Below are 20025 nucleotides of genomic sequence, written 5' to 3' on the forward strand. Positions count from 1 at the left end.
AGTTGTAGAGTTATTCTCTTTCAAAAAAAGACTGGTTCCGTTTTTGTCTATTGGATGAATATATCTGATTCAACAGAAAAACTTAAACAGCCATGACCGCTCTCGAATTTACTAACCATATTGGCAAAGTGTCTAAATCGTTACGTCCATTTGCCCTTCGTTTGACAAAAGATGTTGAAGATGCAAATGACTTATTACAAGATACATTGCTGAAAGCGTTCACCAATCGCGATAAGTATACAGACGGTACGAACCTGAAAGCCTGGTTATACACCATAATGAAGAATACATTCATCACCAACTACCAACGCATGGTGCGAAAGAATACCTTCATCGATACAACTGATAACCTGCACTATATCAACTCGATAGAAAGCAGTACTGATAATATGGCATACTCGTCATTTGCACAGGATGATATCAATCGCGCTGTGAATGGCTTAGATGACACTTACAAGACTCCATTTATGATGCACTTCCGGGGCTTTAAATACCACGAGATAGCAGCAAAACTAAACATCCCCATTGGTACGGTGAAGAACAGAATTCACATTGCCCGTAAGGAATTGAAAGGCCAACTAAAAGTTTATGCATATTTTAACGCTTAAGCGAGACTTTTTTGAAAGTCTTTCGTCTAAGATTTATTGATTGAGTAGTTTTTGGTTAAAAAAGAGGAAGGTTCGAAAGGTTGGGTAGATTTCTACCCAACCTTTTTATTTTTAACTAAGTCATATCGATACATTTTTGTTTTAAAATTTATCGAAAGCACAGGCTCTGCTTTCGATTTACGGCTAAAGCACTTTCTATAATTCCATTTGTAGCAGTTTTTAACTTCATAAAAAGTTCATGTAGCCCGAAGGGTGGAAATTTTAGGTAGTTTCGCTCAAACAAATATCTTCATCAATTGCTTCTTCAGTATTCCAATCAATTATTCCGCTATCAATGCCCAAACGCGTTCTTGTTATAGGAGCCGGGTTTGCCGGGCTGGCCGCTGCTACCAGTCTTGCCGATAAAGGGTACGACGTTACTCTCCTCGAAAAAAATAGTATAGCCGGTGGGCGTGCCCGTGTTTTTCAGGCCGAAGGCTTCACTTTCGATATGGGGCCAAGCTGGTATTGGATGCCCGACGTATTTGAAACCTATTTCGCCCGTTTCGGTAAAAAGCCGTCTGACTATTATAAGCTCGTTCGCCTTGACCCTTCCTATACGGTTGTCTTCGGACCCAATGAGGCTGTTGATTTACCAGCCGGTTTAGATAATTTAGAAGTCCTGTTCGAGCAAATAGAACCCGGTAGCGGTCTTAGGTTACGGGAATTTCTAAAACAGGCAGCCTACAAGTATGAGGTTGGCATGAATAAATTCGTTTGGAAGCCAAGCCGGTCGGTCACTGAGTTTATGAGCCTGAAATTACTGTATGACGTTACGCGCCTGGATGTTTTTCAATCATTTGCCACTCACGCCCGAAAGTTTTTCACACACCCACGTCTGTTGGAGATCATCGAGTTTCCAGCGTTATTTCTAGGCGCTACGCCCGAAAATACGCCCGCCATGTACAGCCTGATGAATTATGCTGAAATGGCGTTGGGAACCTGGTATCCTATGGGCGGAATGCACGAAATTGTGAAGGCTATGGTGAGTCTGGCCCAAGAGAAAGGTGTCAAGATTTTGCTAAACCAGACCGTTCAGAAAATCGACATATTCAAAAGTAAAGCGCACCGAGTTGTAACCAGCGAAGGTATTTTCGAAGCTGATGTCGTTGTGGCGGGTGCCGATTATAATCACGTCGAAACAAGCCTGATTGATAGCGTGAATCGAAATTACGATGATTCCTACTGGAAAACACGGGTAATGGCTCCATCATCATTGTTGTTTTATCTTGGTGTCAACAAACGCGTTCCCCGATTGCAACACCACAATCTATTCTTCGATGAAGATTTTAAACTTCACGCGCAGGAGATTTATGAAACGCCCCGCTGGCCTACCAAACCATTGTTTTACGCATCGGCTCCGTCAAAAACAGACCCGAGTGTTGCCCCGGAAGGCTGCGAAAACTTGTTTCTGCTAATTCCCGTTGCGCCCGATCTCACGGATGATGAAAGCACCCGCGAATACTATTTCGACCTAATTATGGACCGGCTCGAAACTTATGTTGGCGAGGATATTCGTAGTCATCTGGTCTTTAAACGCAGTTATGCACACAGCGATTTTAAGCAAGACTATAACGCCTTTCGGGGAAATGCTTATGGCTTAGCCAACACGCTTCGGCAAACTGCGCTACTAAAACCATCATTAAAGAACAAAAGGGTGAACAACTTGTTCTACACCGGTCAGCTCACTGTGCCAGGGCCGGGCGTTCCTCCCTCACTTATTTCTGGACTAGTGGTGGCAGACGAGGTTGCTAAAGAATTTAGTTAGTTTTAGAGCAAAGACCTAAGCCTCAACAATGAAGAAAATGAGTTCTGATTTCAGTTTTCTTTTTTGCTGACCTATTTTTTTCTGATTCCTCTATTAACCCTATTCCCTTAAAGCCGATGATGGCATTGTTCAACAAAACCGCGCTGGAATGCAGTAAATTAGTTACAGAGCATTACAGTACGTCGTTTACGTTAGGTATTAAAACGCTCGACCGTAAATTTCACTTGCCTATCTACGCCATTTATGGATTTGTTCGGTATGCCGACGAAATTGTGGACACGTTCCACGACTACGACAAGAAAACGCTACTCCAACGCTTCAAACACGATACCTATCAGGCAATAGAGGAAGGTATAAGCCTAAATCCTATACTACAATCGTTTCAACTAGTTGTTAGTCAGTATAAGATTGAACATCAATTGATTGATGACTTTTTGAAAAGTATGGAAATGGATCTGTACTATCAGGAATATGACGCCGATGGTTACAATGAATACATTTATGGTTCAGCCGAAGTTGTTGGATTAATGTGCCTGCGGGTCTTTTGCGAAGGTGATTGTACTGAGTTTGACCGTCTGCGCAAATCAGCCTGCAAACTGGGATCAGCCTTTCAAAAAGTGAACTTTCTGCGGGACATGAAAAGCGATTTTGTTGACCGAGGGCGTACGTACTTCCCCGGTGTTGATCTGAATAATTTCAGTCGCGATACCAAGAAACTTATTGAAGCTGATATTCAGCATGACTTCGACGAGGCATATGTAGGAATCATGAATCTGCCACGAGGGGCCAGAATGGGCGTTTATTTAGCTTATATATATTACCAAACGCTATTCAACAAAATTAAGCAGTTGTCGGCCGCTCGCATTCAGAGTGAACGAGTTAGGGTGCCAAATCCCCAAAAACTCGCCCTGCTAGCTCAAACGTATCTCAAATATCGGTTAAATGTGCTTTAGTCTATACAGTTCTGTAACTTGCTGTTCTGCCCCTATTAACGCTTAACCCTCCATGGCTTTTCGCTATCTTTGCCCAAAATCATTTACTTTATGTCAATGGTGGACGAAGTGCTTATCTCCCCGGAAGTGCTGTCTCAATACGAAGCCGTTATTGGGTTGGAAGTACACTGCCAGTTGCTTACACAAAGCAAAATCTTTGCCTCCGACGCTAATGCATTCGGAGCCGACCCAAATACGAATATTAGTGTCATCACGCTGGGACACCCAGGCACTTTACCCAAGTTGAATCGTAAAGCGGTCGATTATGCTATTCGCATGGGCTTAGCTTGTGGCAGTACGATTACACGGCACAACGTCTTTGCCCGTAAGAATTATTTTTATCCAGATCTACCTAAGGGTTATCAGCTGTCGCAGGACAAAGGACCAATTTGTGTTGGCGGAGGTATTTTGGTCAATGTAAAAGATCCTATCAGCGGACAGCCTTACCAGACAACTATTCAGCTTCATCACATCCACCTCGAAGAAGATGCCGGAAAATCCATCCACGATGGTGATGAATGGGTAACGCAACTAGACTATAACCGCGCCGGAACCCCACTTATTGAAATGGTAACCGACCCTTGCCTCCGCACAGCCGACGAAGCAGGTCAATACCTGACCGAAGTGCGACGGTTGGTTCGGTATTTAGACATCTGCGATGGTAATATGGAAGAGGGTTCGCTACGTTGTGACGTAAACGTTTCAATTCGGCCCAAAGGTGCAACACATCTCGGCACGAAGGTTGAAGTGAAAAACCTGAACTCAATCAGAAATGTAATGCGGGCCGTAGATAGTGAATTTTTGCGGCAAGTTGAACTAACGGAATCTGGCGGGCGCATTACGCAGGAAACACGCACGTTCGATGCGGCAAGCGGGCTTAGCTACGCCATGCGGGAGAAAGAAACTATGAACGACTATCGTTATTTCCCCGATCCTGACTTAACGCCAGTCGTTATTTCGGATGAATGGCTAGCCGATATTCAAACTCAGATGCCCGTGCTTCCAGCAGCATTACACCAGAAATTTACGACCATCTATGGTTTACCCGATTATGACGCGGCTTTATTGACCGATGCTAAAGAATTAGCTGAATACTATGAAGCTGTTTGTTTGCATACTTCCAACTACAAGTCTGCGTCAAACTGGATTATGGGTCCGGTGAAAGGTCAACTTAATGAAAAAGCTCTTCGCGACCGGCAGTTTCCAATTCCGGCAGAACAATTAGCGAATTTAATTGCGCTAATTGACAATGGAACGATAAGCCAAACAGCCGGTCAACACGTATTTAGCTTGATGATTGAGCAACCAGACAGGTCACCCGCCGATATAGCTAAAGCGCATGGTTTGGTGCAGAATCGCAATACAGACACGTTGCAAACGTTGGTAGAAGAGGTACTGGCAGCCTGGCCCGATAAAGTGGAACAATACCGCAAAGGCAAGAAAAATTTATTGGGTTTATTTGTTGGCGAGGTCATGAAAAAGTCGAAAGGTTCGGCCGACCCCAAATTGGTAAATGAGTTGTTAGTAAAGACATTACAGACAATATGAAAAACTTATTTCTTAGTGTGGCCAGTTTGGTGGTTTTCAGCCTCACGGCCGATGCTCAAACGACAAAGCCATTTACAGTAACGGGCAAAATCAATAAAGCAACGCCGGGCAGCTTTGTCTATCTGGAAACGAACTCTCAGCCAACTCACAAGCTCGACTCAACAAAAGTCGCAGCGGGAAACACATTTACCATAACAAGCAAAGTAGCCAATGGTGGTGAGATATTTGTGTTAAATGTGGGCGGAGGTCAAAAAATGGCTCTCCTGGTTGAAGGGGGCGAAACGTTGAACGTTATAGCCGATGGCTACCAGATGGACGCCAAAACCGGACAGGTTGGAAAAGCAACTATCACAGGCTCCAAAAACATGGAGTACTATGAAAAGTTAAATACCCTTCGCACTGATATGGAAGCTAAAGTGACCAGTTGGAATAAACAGGTAGCCGCAGCCACAGAGAAGAAAGACAACAAAAGAATTGCTCAAATTGAACAGGAGTACCAAACCGCTGAGCAGGATGTTGTGAATAAAGTCAAGACTATGCTACCTGCTATGGGAACATCTTTGGTATCCTTGTTCGCACTGAATTTCATTAACATCGAGAGCGATTTCCCTATCTACGAATCGCTGGCACAACGGTTTGAAAAAGAAAATCCAAACAGCCCACACGCCAAATCGCTGATTGGCCGGGTTACCCGAATCAAAGGCGTATCGGTTGGCGCACGTGCCCCCGAAATTAGCTTGAGCGACACAACCGGAACGCCGGTTCCGCTATCCTCTCTACGTGGAAAATATGTTCTGATTGATTTCTGGGCATCCTGGTGTGGTCCATGTCGGGCTGAGAATCCGAACGTGGTTAGAATGTACAACAAGTTCAAGGACAAAGGATTCGCCATTTACAGTGTCTCTCTCGATCAGGCAAAAGCCAACTGGACAAAAGCCATTCGCAACGATAATCTTACCTGGACACACGTTTCAGACTTGAAGTTCTGGCAGTCGGCAGCCGCTCAACAATATGGAGTTCAAGCCATTCCAGCTACGTTCCTCCTCGATAAAGAGGGTAAAATCATTGCCAAGAATCTGCGAGGACCGGCTCTGGAGCAAAAATTAGAAGAAATTTTAAAAGGGGGCCAATAGAGTCAATCGCAAGTCATTAGTTTTGTGGGTCAGGTTCGCGATTGTGAACCTGACCCTTTTCTTTTGTCACGGCACCGGCCACCCGGTCCCAAAGCAGGAGAAATTGAACGTACTGCCTAAAAAGGTTAAAGTTTCATCTTAACGTCGGACCCGGTGGCCGGAGTCAGGACAGGAAATTATGAAAATCGCTATCGTTGGTTGCGGCAATATGGGAATGGCTTTCGCCAAGTCGTTTTTGCAGTATGATTTGGTAAAAAAAGAAGACTTGCTCCTGATCGAAAAAAGCGCTGACCGATCCACGGCTCTTAGGCACGAAAAAGCAGGCGTTGTCGTCGATACAATCGGCCCGCGTGTTGGCGAAGCAGACCTGATTATTCTTTCGGTCAAACCCCAGGATTTTAACAGCGTTTATGAAGCACTTCGGGCTATTATAAAACCGACGCAAGTTATCTTGTCGATTATGGCGGGGATTCCCATTGCACAGATTCAGGAAAAATTAGGGCATATGTTAGTGGTACGGGCTATGCCTAATACCCCCGCCATGCTTGGTATGGGCATAACCGGTTTTACATCCGCCAAAGAAGTAGATTTAGCTAATTTACGCCGTGTTGAGAACCTGATTAATGCGACTGGCCGGTCTATTTTCCTCGAAGATGAGTCTATGCTCGATGCGGTGACGGCTCTCAGTGGTAGCGGTCCGGCTTACTTTTATTACGTTGTGAAGGCCATGATTGATGCGGGCAAGCAAATGGGATTCGATGATGCCGTAGCCGCTTTATTGGTTAAGCAAACCATGCTTGGGGCCTATCACCTTATCAATACGTCCGACAAATCGTTGGATGAACTCATCAAAGCTGTAGCTTCCAAAGGCGGCACAACCGAAGCGGCTCTACGCGCGTTTGAGACTGGTGCGCTTGCTGATACACTCGTTGCGGGAATCAAAGCTGCCCAAGCACGGTCAACAGAATTATCGAAGGGATAGTCGTTGTAATACCGCCTGTCCTGGTCGGCAAGGAGATAGCGTTTCCTTAACACCGACCGGGACGGAGATATCACAAACCCGTATATGTAAACGGCGTGATTGCCCGAAGTTCGGCTTTTATGGGTTCCGATACGTTAAGCTCTTCAATGAAATGACGGATAGTTTTTTCCGTAATTTTCTCGTTCGTTCGAGTCAGGGCTTTTAGCGCTTCATACGGTTTTGGATACCCTTCTCGACGAAGAATAGTTTGGATGCCCTCAGCTACCACAGCCCAATTGTCTTCGAGATCAGCAATAATTGCACTCTGGTTTAACTCAAGCTTACTAAGTCCTTTCAAAAGTGATTTTAAGGCAATAACCGAATGCGCAAATGGAACGCCGATGCTGCGCAATACGGTAGAATCAGTTAGGTCACGCTGAAGCCGAGAAATGGGAAGTTTGCCAGAAAGATGCTCGAACAAAGCATTTGCAATGCCCAAGTTTCCTTCTGAGTTTTCAAAATCAATCGGATTAACCTTGTGGGGCATCGCCGATGAACCTACCTCTCCTTCCTTCAGCCTTTGCTTGAAATAGTTCATGGATACATACGTCCAGATGTCCCGATCAAGGTCAAGCAGGATTGTATTTAACCGTTTGAACGAATCAAGCGTAGCCGCCAGCATGTCGTAATGCTCAATCTGGGTAGTAAACTGACTACGGACCATACCCAGGCTTTCTACAAATTTATCCCCAAATTTCTTCCAGTCTTCACCTGGGTAAGCAACGACATGAGCGTTGAAATTGCCTGTTGCACCCCCAAACTTAGCCGCGGTTGGAATATCGGATAACAAGTGAAGTTGCTTTTCAATCCGCTCAACGAATACCAAAAACTCCTTACCTAAACGTGTTGGCGAAGCCGGTTGACCATGCGTTCGGGCTAGCATGGGTATGTCTTTCCACTGTTCAGCCAACACTTGCAACCGCATAAACACCTCCCGGTATAAGGGAACAATCTCCGTATCAAGCGCATCGCTTAGTAGCAGTGGAATGGCCGTGTTGTTGATATCCTGCGAGGTTAGACCGAAGTGGACAAACTCCAGAAATGGTTCAACCGGCGAACCATCCAACTTCTCTTTTATGAAATATTCAACCGCCTTAACATCATGATTCGTCGTTTTCTCAATTTCCTTAATTCGCAATGCGTCGGCTTCGGTAAAGTTTTCATACAATAAACGAAGAGCCGGAAACTGAGATGGATCAATACCGGCCAACTGTGGAATTTGCCATTCGCAAAGGGCGATGAAATACTCAATTTCAATGCGAACGCGGTAATGGATAAGACCAAGTTCAGAGAAATAAGGAGCCAGCGCGTCAACTTGTGACCGATAGCGACCGTCAACAGGCGATATGGCCGTTAATGCAGATAATTCCATGTACTAATTTATGATTTACATTCTGATTAACGAATAGCCTATCCACGCTGTTTGCGGGCGGCTCCGATAGGCTTTTCGTAAATCAGAATGGGTTCAGATACAAACCAATGCCTATCCACGCCGTTTGCTGGCTTTCAAACTGGCTATAGGGTTTGAAACCTGAATAGCCTTCCAGCAGAAAAGTCAGGTTATTCTGGGTGCGCCCTAACTCAACGCCAACGCCCCCATGAATCCCTGGCCGAAAATCGGTCTGTTGCCAGAATTTGATATCTACGCCCCCTACCAACCGGGCCGCGCGAGTTGATGGTTTTTTGTAGAAGGCCCCCAATTGTGCACTCAATGGCTTTCTCTCTTCAGATTTACGTAACACAACACCGAGTCCGCCATATAACCGCCAGTTATTCACGACCCGACTATAGGTTGCATCCAGTAACTCATAGTTGACCGAATTAGGCGAGGGAGCGGTAATTTTATTACGGTAGATATAGTCGTCTCCAAGATGAGAAGAGAGGTGATAAACCCGAAAACGGTAGTTATTTTCCCCGCGCCGGATATTGTAAATTATGCTGATTTTGTAATCAGTATTCATAATTTGCCGACGCGCTTTGCCTAACGTATAGTCGTGATAAGCCTCAAACTGCGTAAACGAAGCTAAATCCAGTACCCACTCTTCAGAGCGGCCGGGTTCAGTGGTTCGACGGTAAAAAGGCTTGGCAAACCCAAAGGCAAATGGCACAATACTGCCCTTATATTTTTGCCCCTCGGTCCAGTAAGCGGGCAAAATACTACCGTAGGTTTGTGCTTCGAGGGGGTCCAGTAAAATCGGGTCAAATAAATGTCCTTTAGGCAGAAACTCGTGCCGAGGGCGACTAACTGTTAAGTCGCGGTTACCCTCGGATACAACAGCAACCGAATCAACTTGCTGGGGTTTCTTTTCCCGCTTAACACGTTCGGGCCGGGCTACTTTAACGGGAACTGGGGCCATTTCTATAGCTGGAACACTCGCAGGTGAAGAACTTGGTTCAGGAACAATATCTTTTTTTCTCCGCTCCTTTCGTGTTGGCTCGACAAGGGTCGGTACAGGTTCTGACGGCTTACTGACGGCTGGCGTTGTTACAGGCACAGTTGCCGGTTGTACTACCGCTGGTTGTTCAAGTACCTTTCCCGCTTTTTTGGCTTGCTTTTGTCTCTCTTTTTCGGCCTGTTTGGCTTCGTATTCACGCTGCTTCTGCGCCCATTCAGCCCGAATTTGACGTTCGCGCTGGACCTCGCGATCTATTTTTTCTTTTTGCCGCTGCTCAGCGGGTGTTAAGACGCGGGCAGGTGGCGTCGTAGGCGTTTGCGCCAGAGCTCCTGTTCCTACTAAATAGCTTAGTAAAAGAACCGACAGCGTTTTTTTCATAAAGTGAAGGGCGGGATTAAAACCTAAGCAAGTTGGTGGATACTTGGCAAAGGAAACTACTGTTTAAGTTCAGCGTAGTTTTTATAGAAATAAGGAATGGTTTCGATACCCTTGTAAAAATTAAACAGTCCATAACTTTCATTAGGTGAGTGCAGAGCGTCGCTGTCTAACCCAAAACCCATTAGAATGGACTTAATGCCTAATTCTTGTTCGAATAGCGCCGTAATTGGAATACTTCCCCCGCCCCGAGTCGGGATCGGCTTTTTACCCCAGGCATCTTCAAATGCTTTGCTGGCGGCTTCAAATTCAATTGAATCGACGGGTGTTACATAGGGCAAGCCGCCATGATGTGCAGTAACGGTAACTGTGACACCTTTGGGCGCAATGTCTATGAAATGGTTTGTAAACAAATCTGTAATCTCGTCGGGCGTCTGATTAGGCACTAAACGCATACTAATTTTGGCCGATGCTTTGGACGGTAATACTGTTTTAGCTCCTTCGCCTGTGTAGCCTCCCCAAATACCATTAACATCTAGTGTTGGGCGAATGGATGTGCGCTCGTTGGTCGAATAACCAGTTTCACCCCTAACATCATTAATACCCAAGTCGCGTTTGTAATCCGTCAGGTTGAAGGGAGCTTTCGCCAGTTCTGCCCGTTCTTCATCGCTCAAATCGGTTACGTTGTTGTAAAATCCAGGAATGGTGACACGGCCATTTTCGTCATGAAGTGACGCAATCATTTCGCACAGTACATTGATTGGGTTAGCCACTCCACCACCATACACGCCAGAATGCAGGTCACGATCAGCGCCTGTCACCTGTACTTCTACATAGGACAGGCCGCGCAGACCTATCTCCAGAGAAGGCGTTTCATTCGATATAATGCTCGTATCTGACACCAGAACGACATCGGCCTTTAACATGTCCCGATGCTCGATCACGAATAGGCCGAGGTGGTCGGAGCCAACTTCTTCTTCACCTTCAATCATCACTTTTACATTGCAGGGCAGGCCATCCGTTGCCATCATAGCTTCAATAGCTTTGATATGCATGTAAAACTGACCTTTATCATCACATGCCCCACGTGCGTAAATTCGTTCATTCCGGATCGTCGGCTCAAAAGGGGGCGTGTTCCATAGTTCGTAGGGGTCAGCGGGTTGAACGTCGTAGTGGCCATAAACCAGCACGGTTGGCTTGTTCGCGTCTACTATTTTTTCAGCGTAAACAATGGGATGGCCGGGCGTTTCGTAAAGTTGAGCATTATCCAAGCCAGCTTCCTTCAGTTTGTCTCTAACGAATTCGGCGGCCCGACGAACATCGCCTTTAAAGCTGGAATCGGCCGAAACCGACGGAATGCGCAGCAGTTCCAACAATTCGTCTAAAAAACGCTGCTTGTTAGTTTCGAGGTAAGTAGTCATCAAGTCGATAGCCAATGGTTGTCCGGTCATGTTGCTGGCGGACAGTCAGGGCCTTAAAAAGTTCGCCCCGAAGTTACGCACTTTTCGCGCAACGACGGGACGTTGATTATTATCTGGAATAGGTTTTTAGGCTTATCGCTTTTTCCGCAGCCGAATGAGGACAGTACGACTTTCCTGGCCGCGCAACAGTCGTCCAATGTTTTTTTGGTGCGTCAAGACAACCAATAAGAAAATAACAAAGCCAAATACGATCAGCAAAGGGCTTTCCTTCTGACCGAAAATTCGGAGCAGTAGCAACACCGGAAAAGCCAATGCTGCCATAATCGATCCCAATGATACGTACTGTGAGGCAATGACAACCAACAGAAAAATACCGATGCAGACAACTGCCATTTCGGGATGAGTTGCCAACATCATACCCAGCAGGGTGGCTACACCTTTACCACCTTTGAAGTTGGCAAAAACGGGATACAAATGGCCCATAACGGCCACTAAGCCAAAAACGATTTTGAAAGTCAGAATTTCATTTTCAGTAATTACATCGGCGTACCAAAGCAATGACGACAAAATTGCGGCCGTGTACCCTTTCAGTACATCGACCAGCATCACAATGGTTCCGGCCCGTTTGCCTAATACTCTAAGCGTATTTGTCGCTCCGGCATTACCACTACCGTGCTGACGAATATCAAGGTTAAAGAAGCCCTGTCCATACCAAACTGCGGTAGGAATCGAACCTAATAAATAAGCTATTACCGTTGTAATGCTAATGATGAGGATATTCATCAACAAAATAAGTGAGTAGTTACTAGATAAAAGGGCCCACCGACTGTTCAATCGCCCTTATGGAAACAATGTAACCCCAAAATTAAGAGATTGTTATTAAACGGCCAACCTTTGTAAACGATGAAAATCCACTATTGAATGAATTTTTCAATTATCTCTATTTTCCACCCACGACTACTTCGCGTAAACTATCGGTAGCAAGATAGTGAGTAGCAGTTTCCATAATGTCGGTTGGGGTAATCGCGCGCACTTTCTGGATGTAAGTCGTCAGAAAATCGGTGGGCATAGCATCCAGCAAAATCACTTTGTACCGGTCAGCGATTTCGAAGGGCGTATTGAGTGAACCAACAAACTCACCAGCCATATAATTTTGCACAGTCTCTAATTCATCAGTCGAGACCGGCTCTGTTTGCAGAATTCGGATTTCCTTGCGGATTTCGTCTAATGTTTGTTGCGTATTGTCTTTATTGACATCCGTACCGATCAGGAAGTACCCATCCCGCTGAAAGGATGGCATGTTTGACGAGATACCATAGGTAAGTCCTTTCTCCTCCCGAATATTCTTCATCAGCCTTGAGCCGAAGTAGCCGCCTAAAACTTCGTTAGTGACGAGCATTTTAAAAAAATCCGGATGCGACCTTGTAAACAGCCGCCGACCTACCCGAATTGACGATTGTATACTGTCGGGTTTTTCGGCGAGCACCGGCAAATGGTCATCAAGTGGCAGAGTACCGGCAAATGAAGGCAATATATCTGTGCGAACAGGCAATTGACCTAACTCACGATTAATGGCCAACACTTCATTTTCAGTAGCGTGTCCGGCCAGAATCACCTGAAAGGGCCGGTTACGAATAACCCGCTCGAAGAAATCCGCCACCCCTTGCCGGGTAAGGTTTTCAACTGCTTCCGGTCGTTGACTACGACCGTACGGGTGATCAGCACCAAACAGTTTTTCGCGAAAAATCACACCGGCGAGGTAAGCATTCTTCTCGTAATTGACCCGCAAGTTTTGAAGTGTAATGTTGCGAAGGTCGTCTAATTCTTTCTGTGGGAAAGTTGGTTCGGTAAGCATCTCCCGAAGAAGCGGCAACACATCAGGCAGAAATTTCGTCAGGCAATAAATCACGACATTAGCCCTATCGGGGCCACTGCTTAACTCTAAAAACGCGCCATACCGATCAATATATTCGTTAATCTGTGCCGATGAACGAGACGGTGTTCCCTCAGACAACATTTTCATGGCAAAAAACGCGCTGCCCGGAACTTGTTCATACCACGTTCCGGCGTTGAATACGCACTCTAATCGCAAAACTGGCTGTTGGGAAACGGCAATCAAATGCAATGGAATACCATTATCCAAGCGGTGAAATTGGACCGCTGGTAATTGTATTTCCTGAATAGCCTGGAAGTCAGGCGACTGAGTTCTATTTAGCGTCATTTGTTATAACAAAGAGCGAAATATGAAAACCGAGCCGCCAAAGCGGAGGGAAATAGTGGAGCCTGATAGTTCAGTTCACTCTTTCCCTCCGCTTCGATAGCCCGGCCTTTTATTTCCTCTTATTAATTAGTTGGAATCGTCTGTTAAGGCTTCATCGTCACCTATTTTGGTGCCTTTGTTAAAGTTCAACAGGAGTGAAATTCGAAAGGTTTCAGACAGGGGACTACCTTGTTTTACGGGAAGCAAATAGGAGAAGTCAACACCGAAGCGCTGTTGCAGTCTTAAGCCAATACCCGTCGTTATATATTTACGGCCACCTTTCTGGTTCGATTCGTTAAAATACCCTACGCGGGCCGCAAACTGATCGTTATACCAGTATTCAAGACCAGTTGAAATTGTAATTTCTTTTAGTTCTTCACTAAAGCCCCCCGGTGCATCAGCAAATGAGCCAAACACCGAACTAAAATAATCTTTGTTAGCATTTACATTCGTGAGAACCCCGTTAACAAGCTGAACATTAGGCGTTGGAACCATCAGTTTATTACCGTCCAGTACAAAGTTAAACTTGTTGTATTGATCAGCATATAAGGTCAGACTAGTTCCTAAACGCAGATTAGTAGGAATAAAATAGCTTTGGGTTCCGCCATAGTTTATCCGCCCACCAAGATTAGAAATCATGCCGCCAAAGGCCCAACCAATTCCTTTACCCGTAGCATTGTCGCGGGCTTCGTTGTGGTAATAAGCACTGATGTCAGCGGCTGCGGTCGACCCCGGTTTCAGACCTGGATTGCTACTTCCTGCGGCAAGGTTAGAACTGAGGTATTTTAGATCAACGGCAAGCGAAAAATTCTCCGAAAGGCGTTGAGCAAACGAAGCCGTAATGGCATACTCACGGGAGTTAAATGTACCCGCTGCCACGCCGGTAGCCGTTGTAAAATCAACTGTTCCTAAGTCAAAATACATCAATGAACCAGCTACCACCGAATTCTTACCCACTTTGCTGTAGCCGCTCAGATAAGTGTAATACATATCACCGATCAGATTACGCAGCCAGGGCGTATAGGAAATTGAAGCGCCTTTATCCTGTTTGGCAAAAACTAGTTTCGAAGGATTCCAGAAGACAGCATTGGCATCTGGATCACCCAGCGCTACACCAGCTTCACCCAGCGCACCAGAACGGGCATCGGGCGTGAAGTTCAGAAAAGGTACCGAGGAGGTTGGAATATTTAGCTGCTGGCCGTTAAGAGCAGTTACTGTAGCTTGGGCAGAAACGACTAACGGGAAAAAACTACAAACGCCAAGAAGAACATGGAAAAAATTGCGCTTCATATTAAGTGTGTTGGTCAACGACAGCGACCGGTGATAGTGAGAATGGCAGTCCTGTGCGGTCAAAATTACAATGAAAGGTTGGATTAGAAAAAACGAGATACTTTAAGTCTGTGAAATCATTTGGTTAAAAGTAACCGACACGTACCGTTAGCCACTGTACCATCTACCGCTGAACGGACTTGAAACTGAACAATATACAGACCATTTGGTAAAGACTGCCCTGAGTTGGTAAGGCCGCTCCAGGTTCCAGCATCTATTATTGCTTCACAATCTGTACACTGACCTTTTTGCTGATTTATCAATCGTCCGGTAAGATCATATATACTCGATGTCCAGTCTAGCGGCTCACCTGAGCGATTCAACTCGGCCACTAATGACGTTTGAGCAGTAACCGGGTTTGGGCTGGCTCGTAATCGGTTTACTTCCAGCCCTGGCCGTGCCGAAACTATTATGGTCAACGTGCCCTCCGCTGAATTATTGTTAATATCCCATGCTTTAACCTGAATCGTGTACGTTCCTGGTGCTACGTCCCGAAACGTGTACTGAACTTCACCCTGTCGTCCATCGGCACCATTGGCAACGTAGCTTTCGTTTAAAATAACTACAGGTTCAGCATTGAGCCGGGCGGTAAGTTCATGCCCCAAGCCCGACTGGGCAATATTGATTCCCCGATTATCGGCTAAACTAATCCGCAACGTTACATCTGGCCCCGCCACCCGTATGGCTTCGTTTTCAGGTGTTCCTCCAATTATCGAGAGGGACACTGTTGGCGGCTGATTATCTACACTATCTGCAAGAACACTGCCACCAACAAGAAGACTATCATAACTTCCAACCGCATCTAGTACACTATCGGCCTGTACAGCATAGAGATATACTTTCGCTTGGCCAACGATATAATCAATATCTTTAGGCATAGTAAACCTAACGGTAAATTGCCCTTGTTTCACGAGCACCTGTCCGGTAAAAATCGGGTTAGAAAACGCCTGATACGTCATTTTAGGGCTATCCGCTTCAGATCCCAGCGTTGTATGCGTAGTCGTTTTGTCATACAACGTTAGCCGGAGGAGACCCGAAAAGTTTGAGAGCCGTTGACCTTGTTGTCGGATTTCGCCCGACAGTTCAGCTGTTTGCAATGCCTTGAGCGTATCAATTCGGTTAGCCGTTACGGTTTTGTTATTCACTTGCGTAAGTACTGCCTGGGCTTGCGGGTAGGCCAGGCGCATAGATGGATCCCCGAGGAGTGCGAAGTTGCGGTTAACAGGACCACTTAAACTATTATTTTTTGTACTGCGCATTACCTCACCCAAACGAGGCATTTGACCATTAATTGGTTTAAAAACAGCCTCATAAAATGCCTGATTCAGTAGTAGATTGGTGTTGGCATACACGGGCCGCGTTGTCGTTAGCAGGCCAATTGCTCCGCCGGTTCGGCTCAATAGAGTCAATTCGGCACCAGACGTAACACTAGGATCATCATACCGTCCAAACTGACAGGTAGCAGTTACGAACAACGGTAATCGGCGATTTTTCCAGGAAAGAATATCCTGAAGTGTAACAATCTGTTCGTCGGCAAGGCCCAAAATTCCACCATGTCCGCTATAATTGATAATGAGTTGTCCGTCAGCCATCCCCTGATTGATGATTTGGTTTACGACCGGGACTTTCTGTCCATCACTTGTATTTTCTTGGGGATAATCATCCAGAAATACACGTTGCGGTCGATACGCCGGGGCTGTTCTCTCAACGCTTCTCACCATTTGATCGGCATCCTGCTGGTGAATATTATAATCACCATCATCGGCGACGAACATCAATCGACTTTGCCAGTCGCCCGTTAACGTTGGATCAGACGTATAGCGAATGAGTTTATCAACAATCGTACTGGCTTCGTCTACTGATTTTACAGGTAGCCGACCAACGCCAATATCCATTTTATAGTCACCAGTCTGATTTTCAGTCCATTCTCCTTCGCTGGTATCCATAAACCCAAAATAATCATCGGACGAATAACTCAGAACCGGGTGTAATGACTCTCGACTTTCATAAACCGGAACCATATTAGCCAACTGCGTTGGGCTAAGTAGCCCGCCTATGTTTCGGTAATTATAAGTTGCATCACCGAAAAGTAACAGGTACCGGATTTTAGTGGGTTGTTGCTGGTAAAAATATCTGGCCATATCCCGGATGGCCGTTGGGTCAGGTTGACCAGATCCAAACTCATTGTAGACTTGCTGCGTTGTGACAACCAAAACGGAAAGCTGATCATGGTCACGCCGAAACTGAGCCAATCGTTCAGCCTGTTCACGCCAGGAGGCCGGTGTTACAAGAAGCAAGTCGGGTACAGGTTGGGCGCGTATAGTCTGATTAGCTACTGTTATCAGCGATACGGGCGCTAAGTACTGCGCTTCAGTGAACAGAAAATAATCGCTAAGTCGGACAGCCGACCAACTAGCTGCTTGCGTAGCAGACAATACATATTCCTGCATACTAGGAACGAGTGGATTCGTTACATCCCAAACGCGCAAACTGGTACTTGCCTGCTGAACAGCGTATTGACCGGCCAACAATCGGCGTACCCAAATTGATTTATCGTATTGCCGGAGCTCGCGCCGAGTTTGCAACGAGAGAAAATTAAGATAACCCTGCGCTGAAGACTGTCCATTTTTCCGGAATGTCAATGCCAAACGAATTGGACTTTCGACCTTCGTTAGTTTAGCTAAAAAAGTATCTGTCCGCGCAACGCCCTGGTAATCATATTCGTAACCGGATATAGCTGACATGGCCATTGTGCCAACCAATTGGTCATTGGCTTGAAGTCGAAATTGAGTTGACGACGTAGCCCCGGCCACTACCGAAGCTGTCAATCGGAGAGGCAAACCTGACACAATTCCAGCTACATCAAAAGGAAAAGTCTGTGTCGTGTCGATAGTTAAATACTCGCCCAACCATTCCCGGCCAGAGCGTACCGACGGAACTTTCAACAAATCCTGCTCATGATACTGGTAATCGTCAAACGTTGTGATTGTAGGTGTTGCTAACAAGGAACCAGCCGGTCTATCAGCCATGCGTAGACCGGGCACCTCCCCAATTGTCAAAAAATAGAAGGTTGTGTCTGAATACACATTGATCTGATGCATGAAACGCCGGGCGGTCGAATCGTAGCGAATGACGTGCGGACTTTGACCAAAAAACAATAGAGCGTCGCCCGCATCGAATCGACCGTCAGCCTCACCTACTACCTGAATTGCATTTTCGGTTAAATCAGATGGACGTGGAATAGCATTAGGTTGGGGTAAAACAGCTCCTCCATTTCCATAAAGCCGTAACCGGCGTGGATCGGCAGTGGCAAAAGCAGGATTAAGCTGAGCTAATTGAGCTTGACTAATCCGGTACGCGCCCGATTGTGTAACGCCAATTTTCACCCAGAGGCCCGCCTTTAAGACTGACTGTGCCAACGTTTCTGAATGAATTATAAACACGAAATAATGTACACTGAAAACCACTGCCATCTTTGCCCAAAGCGGTTGCTTCAGCCTTTTCGCCAGTCCATTTATACATTTACCAATTTTCATTGTCCGTTAATTTCAACCCATGCGTGCGCCAGAATTGCGTATGATCTACCCGACGACACTTCTTTACAAACAACACGAGTTCGTCGAAGCGTACCTCGTATATATGTCTTTTTAGCAAACAGAAATGCCTTTCCTTCAGGCACATTACACAAAAGCACTTTGTTTTCTTCAACTGCATCCGTTACCACAACATCCAGTTGCCGTAATGCTATCATAAGAGCTGGATTGGCGTAGGTTGTGGCCGCTGGTTTAGCCATATAGCGTTGAAGTGGTTTCAGGATAGTCTCTGGAAAAACGGCTTCGGTCAAAAGCGGCTGCATAAGCCGTTGGAAAGCTGTTTGCCAGGCGTTACCGTGAGGCTGTACCCTCTTTTTATATTGACGGTTTACATCCGCATGGGCTACTTCGTGAACATAGGTAATCAAGAAAGCATACGGATTGAGGTTTGCATTTACCGTAATCTGCGTCTGAGCATGGGGAAGTGCTCTGAAATCACCCAGACGTGTCCGGCGCGGTTTAACAACTCGGAAGTTGAAGTTATAGTGCTGCCAAAGCTGACGACAATAGGGAGCAGCAATTGGAGGAAAATAGGTTGTAAACGGGTCGATCAAGGTGTGGAAAACAAAAAAGCCTTATAAAAATAAGGCTTTTTTTTAACTTTTGACGAGAAGAGAAATTACTTCTTCGCGCTATCAGCCGACATAGTCGAAGCTGAATCAGTCGACATGGTCGAAGCTGAATCCGTAGCCATCGTTGTCGTGTCAGTTGACATTACAGCTGTCGAATCTGTTGTAGTTTCTTCGGTTTTAGGTTTGCTCTGGCAAGCCGCGAACGTCAGCATGCTGCTAACGAACAATAATGCGAATAATTTTTTCATTATTTTTCAGTGATCTATTTTAGGTTCCTGGCCGCAAATATAGTTTTTTCCAGAGCAATCCAATCACATGGCCCACTAATTTCAATTAAACAAGGATTACCACTAGAATAATCCTATTTTAAATTGAATTAATTGAAGCAGGCTATTTTTATTAAAATTGTTTTTCTTCCTGTCTGGACGAGCGAGAGCGGATTTTATCATATACGCCTGTGTTGCGGAAGGTCAACATTTTATGACCGAAATAATTAGCTAAGAAGCTGAATCCCATACCAACAACGTGCGAACCTTTCTCGCGCCAGAACATACTAACTTTCGGAAAATGTGGGTTTGCAATCCATTCAAGTGTGGCTACAGCAACGCCCACCTGAACACCCCAGGCTATTAGCGCAATAATGCCAAACTTAATCATCTCACGCGCTGTATTACCCGTTTGTTGGGCTGAGAATGCGAAGAGTTTAGTAGGAACGAAACTAACAATTGTAGCCGTTAAATAGCCCAGAAAAACACTGGTAGAATAATCAAAAGACTTGCGATAGAATATCTGACTAAAAAAATTAACAGAGGCACCGAATAGAGCCGTCAAGAAGAACGAGAAAAAACTTTTGTAGTTTTTATATTTAGGCTGGTCGTTACTGCTCACTTTAGGTATTTTACTTGACAAAAAAATGTCCAACTTATTGTTGTTTAGCTACCAAACATTACAAAACTACACATTCAATAGC

16 protein-coding genes are annotated in these 20025 nt (G+C 45.6%); 6 read left to right on the forward strand and 10 right to left on the reverse strand.

Annotated features, from left to right (window positions below):
• The first annotated feature begins 92 nt into the window (after positions 1-92).
• The 6 genes from ACFS25_RS19870 to proC all read left to right on the forward strand — a co-directional run bounded on the left by ACFS25_RS19870 (position 93) and on the right by proC (position 7070).
• The gene (locus tag ACFS25_RS19870) at positions 93-608 is read left to right on the forward strand and encodes an RNA polymerase sigma factor (RefSeq protein WP_381504460.1); all 516 of its coding nucleotides are present in this window, start codon (positions 93-95) and stop codon (positions 606-608) included.
• A gap of 334 nt (positions 609-942) precedes the next feature.
• On the forward strand, positions 943-2415 hold the full coding sequence (locus ACFS25_RS19875) for a phytoene desaturase family protein (RefSeq protein ID WP_381504462.1): 1473 nt from the start codon (positions 943-945) through the stop codon (positions 2413-2415).
• A gap of 116 nt (positions 2416-2531) precedes the next feature.
• Positions 2532-3368 (forward strand): phytoene/squalene synthase family protein, encoded by an 837-nt coding sequence (locus tag ACFS25_RS19880; RefSeq protein ID WP_381504464.1) that lies wholly within the window; start codon positions 2532-2534, stop codon positions 3366-3368.
• A 96-nt stretch (positions 3369-3464) separates the two neighbouring features.
• Entirely contained in the window at positions 3465-4955 is a 1491-nt protein-coding gene (gene gatB / locus ACFS25_RS19885; RefSeq protein ID WP_381504600.1) for an Asp-tRNA(Asn)/Glu-tRNA(Gln) amidotransferase subunit GatB, read from the forward strand.
• On the forward strand, positions 4952-6088 hold the full coding sequence (locus ACFS25_RS19890) for a redoxin domain-containing protein (protein ID WP_381504466.1): 1137 nt from the start codon (positions 4952-4954) through the stop codon (positions 6086-6088). The genes gatB and ACFS25_RS19890 overlap by 4 nt, the downstream gene beginning before the upstream one ends.
• A gap of 178 nt (positions 6089-6266) precedes the next feature.
• Complete coding sequence (gene proC, locus ACFS25_RS19895; RefSeq protein WP_381504468.1) at positions 6267-7070, forward strand: pyrroline-5-carboxylate reductase; 804 nt, start codon at positions 6267-6269, stop codon at positions 7068-7070.
• A 70-nt stretch (positions 7071-7140) separates the two neighbouring features.
• On the opposite strand, the gene purB is transcribed toward proC, so the two are convergent.
• The 10 genes from purB to ACFS25_RS19945 all read right to left on the reverse strand — a co-directional run bounded on the left by purB (position 7141) and on the right by ACFS25_RS19945 (position 19943).
• Positions 7141-8481 (reverse strand): adenylosuccinate lyase, encoded by a 1341-nt coding sequence (gene purB, locus ACFS25_RS19900; RefSeq protein ID WP_381504470.1) that lies wholly within the window; start codon positions 8479-8481, stop codon positions 7141-7143.
• Positions 8482-8563: 82 nt separating this feature from the next.
• Positions 8564-9883, reverse strand: coding sequence for a DUF1207 domain-containing protein (locus ACFS25_RS19905; protein ID WP_381504472.1), 1320 nt, complete (start codon positions 9881-9883; stop codon positions 8564-8566).
• A gap of 56 nt (positions 9884-9939) precedes the next feature.
• Positions 9940-11301, reverse strand: a complete 1362-nt coding sequence (locus ACFS25_RS19910) for a dipeptidase (RefSeq protein WP_381504601.1) — start codon at positions 11299-11301, stop codon at positions 9940-9942.
• Between the two features lie 132 nt (positions 11302-11433).
• Positions 11434-12084: a glycerol-3-phosphate 1-O-acyltransferase PlsY gene (plsY, locus tag ACFS25_RS19915; protein ID WP_381504474.1), complete on the reverse strand. Its 651-nt coding sequence runs from the start codon at positions 12082-12084 to the stop codon at positions 11434-11436.
• A 157-nt stretch (positions 12085-12241) separates the two neighbouring features.
• Complete coding sequence (locus ACFS25_RS19920; protein WP_381504476.1) at positions 12242-13522, reverse strand: M16 family metallopeptidase; 1281 nt, start codon at positions 13520-13522, stop codon at positions 12242-12244.
• Between the two features lie 126 nt (positions 13523-13648).
• Positions 13649-14851: a type IX secretion system outer membrane channel protein PorV gene (porV, locus tag ACFS25_RS19925; protein ID WP_381504603.1), complete on the reverse strand. Its 1203-nt coding sequence runs from the start codon at positions 14849-14851 to the stop codon at positions 13649-13651.
• 116 nt (positions 14852-14967) lie between these two features.
• The gene (gene porU / locus ACFS25_RS19930) at positions 14968-18309 is read right to left on the reverse strand and encodes a type IX secretion system sortase PorU (protein ID WP_381504478.1); all 3342 of its coding nucleotides are present in this window, start codon (positions 18307-18309) and stop codon (positions 14968-14970) included.
• Between the two features lie 113 nt (positions 18310-18422).
• Positions 18423-19037 carry a sprT domain-containing protein gene (locus tag ACFS25_RS19935; RefSeq protein WP_381504480.1) on the reverse strand — a complete coding sequence of 205 codons (615 nt, stop codon included), beginning with the start codon at positions 19035-19037 and terminating at the stop codon, positions 18423-18425.
• 65 nt (positions 19038-19102) lie between these two features.
• On the reverse strand, positions 19103-19303 hold the full coding sequence (locus ACFS25_RS19940) for a hypothetical protein (RefSeq protein WP_381504482.1): 201 nt from the start codon (positions 19301-19303) through the stop codon (positions 19103-19105).
• 151 nt (positions 19304-19454) lie between these two features.
• Positions 19455-19943: a GtrA family protein gene (locus tag ACFS25_RS19945; protein ID WP_381504484.1), complete on the reverse strand. Its 489-nt coding sequence runs from the start codon at positions 19941-19943 to the stop codon at positions 19455-19457.
• Positions 19944-20025 lie beyond the last annotated feature (82 nt).

Source organism: Spirosoma flavum (genome assembly GCF_042686045.1).
In the GTDB taxonomy this organism is placed as follows: Bacteria; Bacteroidota; Bacteroidia; order Cytophagales; family Spirosomataceae; genus Spirosoma; species Spirosoma flavum.

Bases quoted from the DNA above. Each gene is read 5' to 3' on its own strand.
- ACFS25_RS19940 (WP_381504482.1), bottom strand. From the start codon at position 19,303: ATGAAAAAATTATTCGCATTATTGTTCGTTAGCAGCATGCTGACGTTC.
- ACFS25_RS19890 (WP_381504466.1), top strand. From the start codon at position 4,952: ATGAAAAACTTATTTCTTAGTGTGGCCAGTTTGGTGGTTTTCAGCCTC.
- proC (WP_381504468.1), top strand. From the start codon at position 6,267: ATGAAAATCGCTATCGTTGGTTGCGGCAATATGGGAATGGCTTTCGCC.
- porV (WP_381504603.1), bottom strand. From the start codon at position 14,851: ATGAAGCGCAATTTTTTCCATGTTCTTCTTGGCGTTTGTAGTTTTTTC.
- gatB (WP_381504600.1), top strand. From the start codon at position 3,465: ATGGTGGACGAAGTGCTTATCTCCCCGGAAGTGCTGTCTCAATACGAA.
- ACFS25_RS19920 (WP_381504476.1), bottom strand. From the start codon at position 13,522: ATGACGCTAAATAGAACTCAGTCGCCTGACTTCCAGGCTATTCAGGAA.
- plsY (WP_381504474.1), bottom strand. From the start codon at position 12,084: ATGAATATCCTCATCATTAGCATTACAACGGTAATAGCTTATTTATTA.
- ACFS25_RS19910 (WP_381504601.1), bottom strand. From the start codon at position 11,301: ATGACTACTTACCTCGAAACTAACAAGCAGCGTTTTTTAGACGAATTG.
- purB (WP_381504470.1), bottom strand. From the start codon at position 8,481: ATGGAATTATCTGCATTAACGGCCATATCGCCTGTTGACGGTCGCTAT.
- ACFS25_RS19880 (WP_381504464.1), top strand. From the start codon at position 2,532: ATGATGGCATTGTTCAACAAAACCGCGCTGGAATGCAGTAAATTAGTT.
- ACFS25_RS19905 (WP_381504472.1), bottom strand. From the start codon at position 9,883: ATGAAAAAAACGCTGTCGGTTCTTTTACTAAGCTATTTAGTAGGAACA.
- ACFS25_RS19875 (WP_381504462.1), top strand. From the start codon at position 943: ATGCCCAAACGCGTTCTTGTTATAGGAGCCGGGTTTGCCGGGCTGGCC.
- ACFS25_RS19870 (WP_381504460.1), top strand. From the start codon at position 93: ATGACCGCTCTCGAATTTACTAACCATATTGGCAAAGTGTCTAAATCG.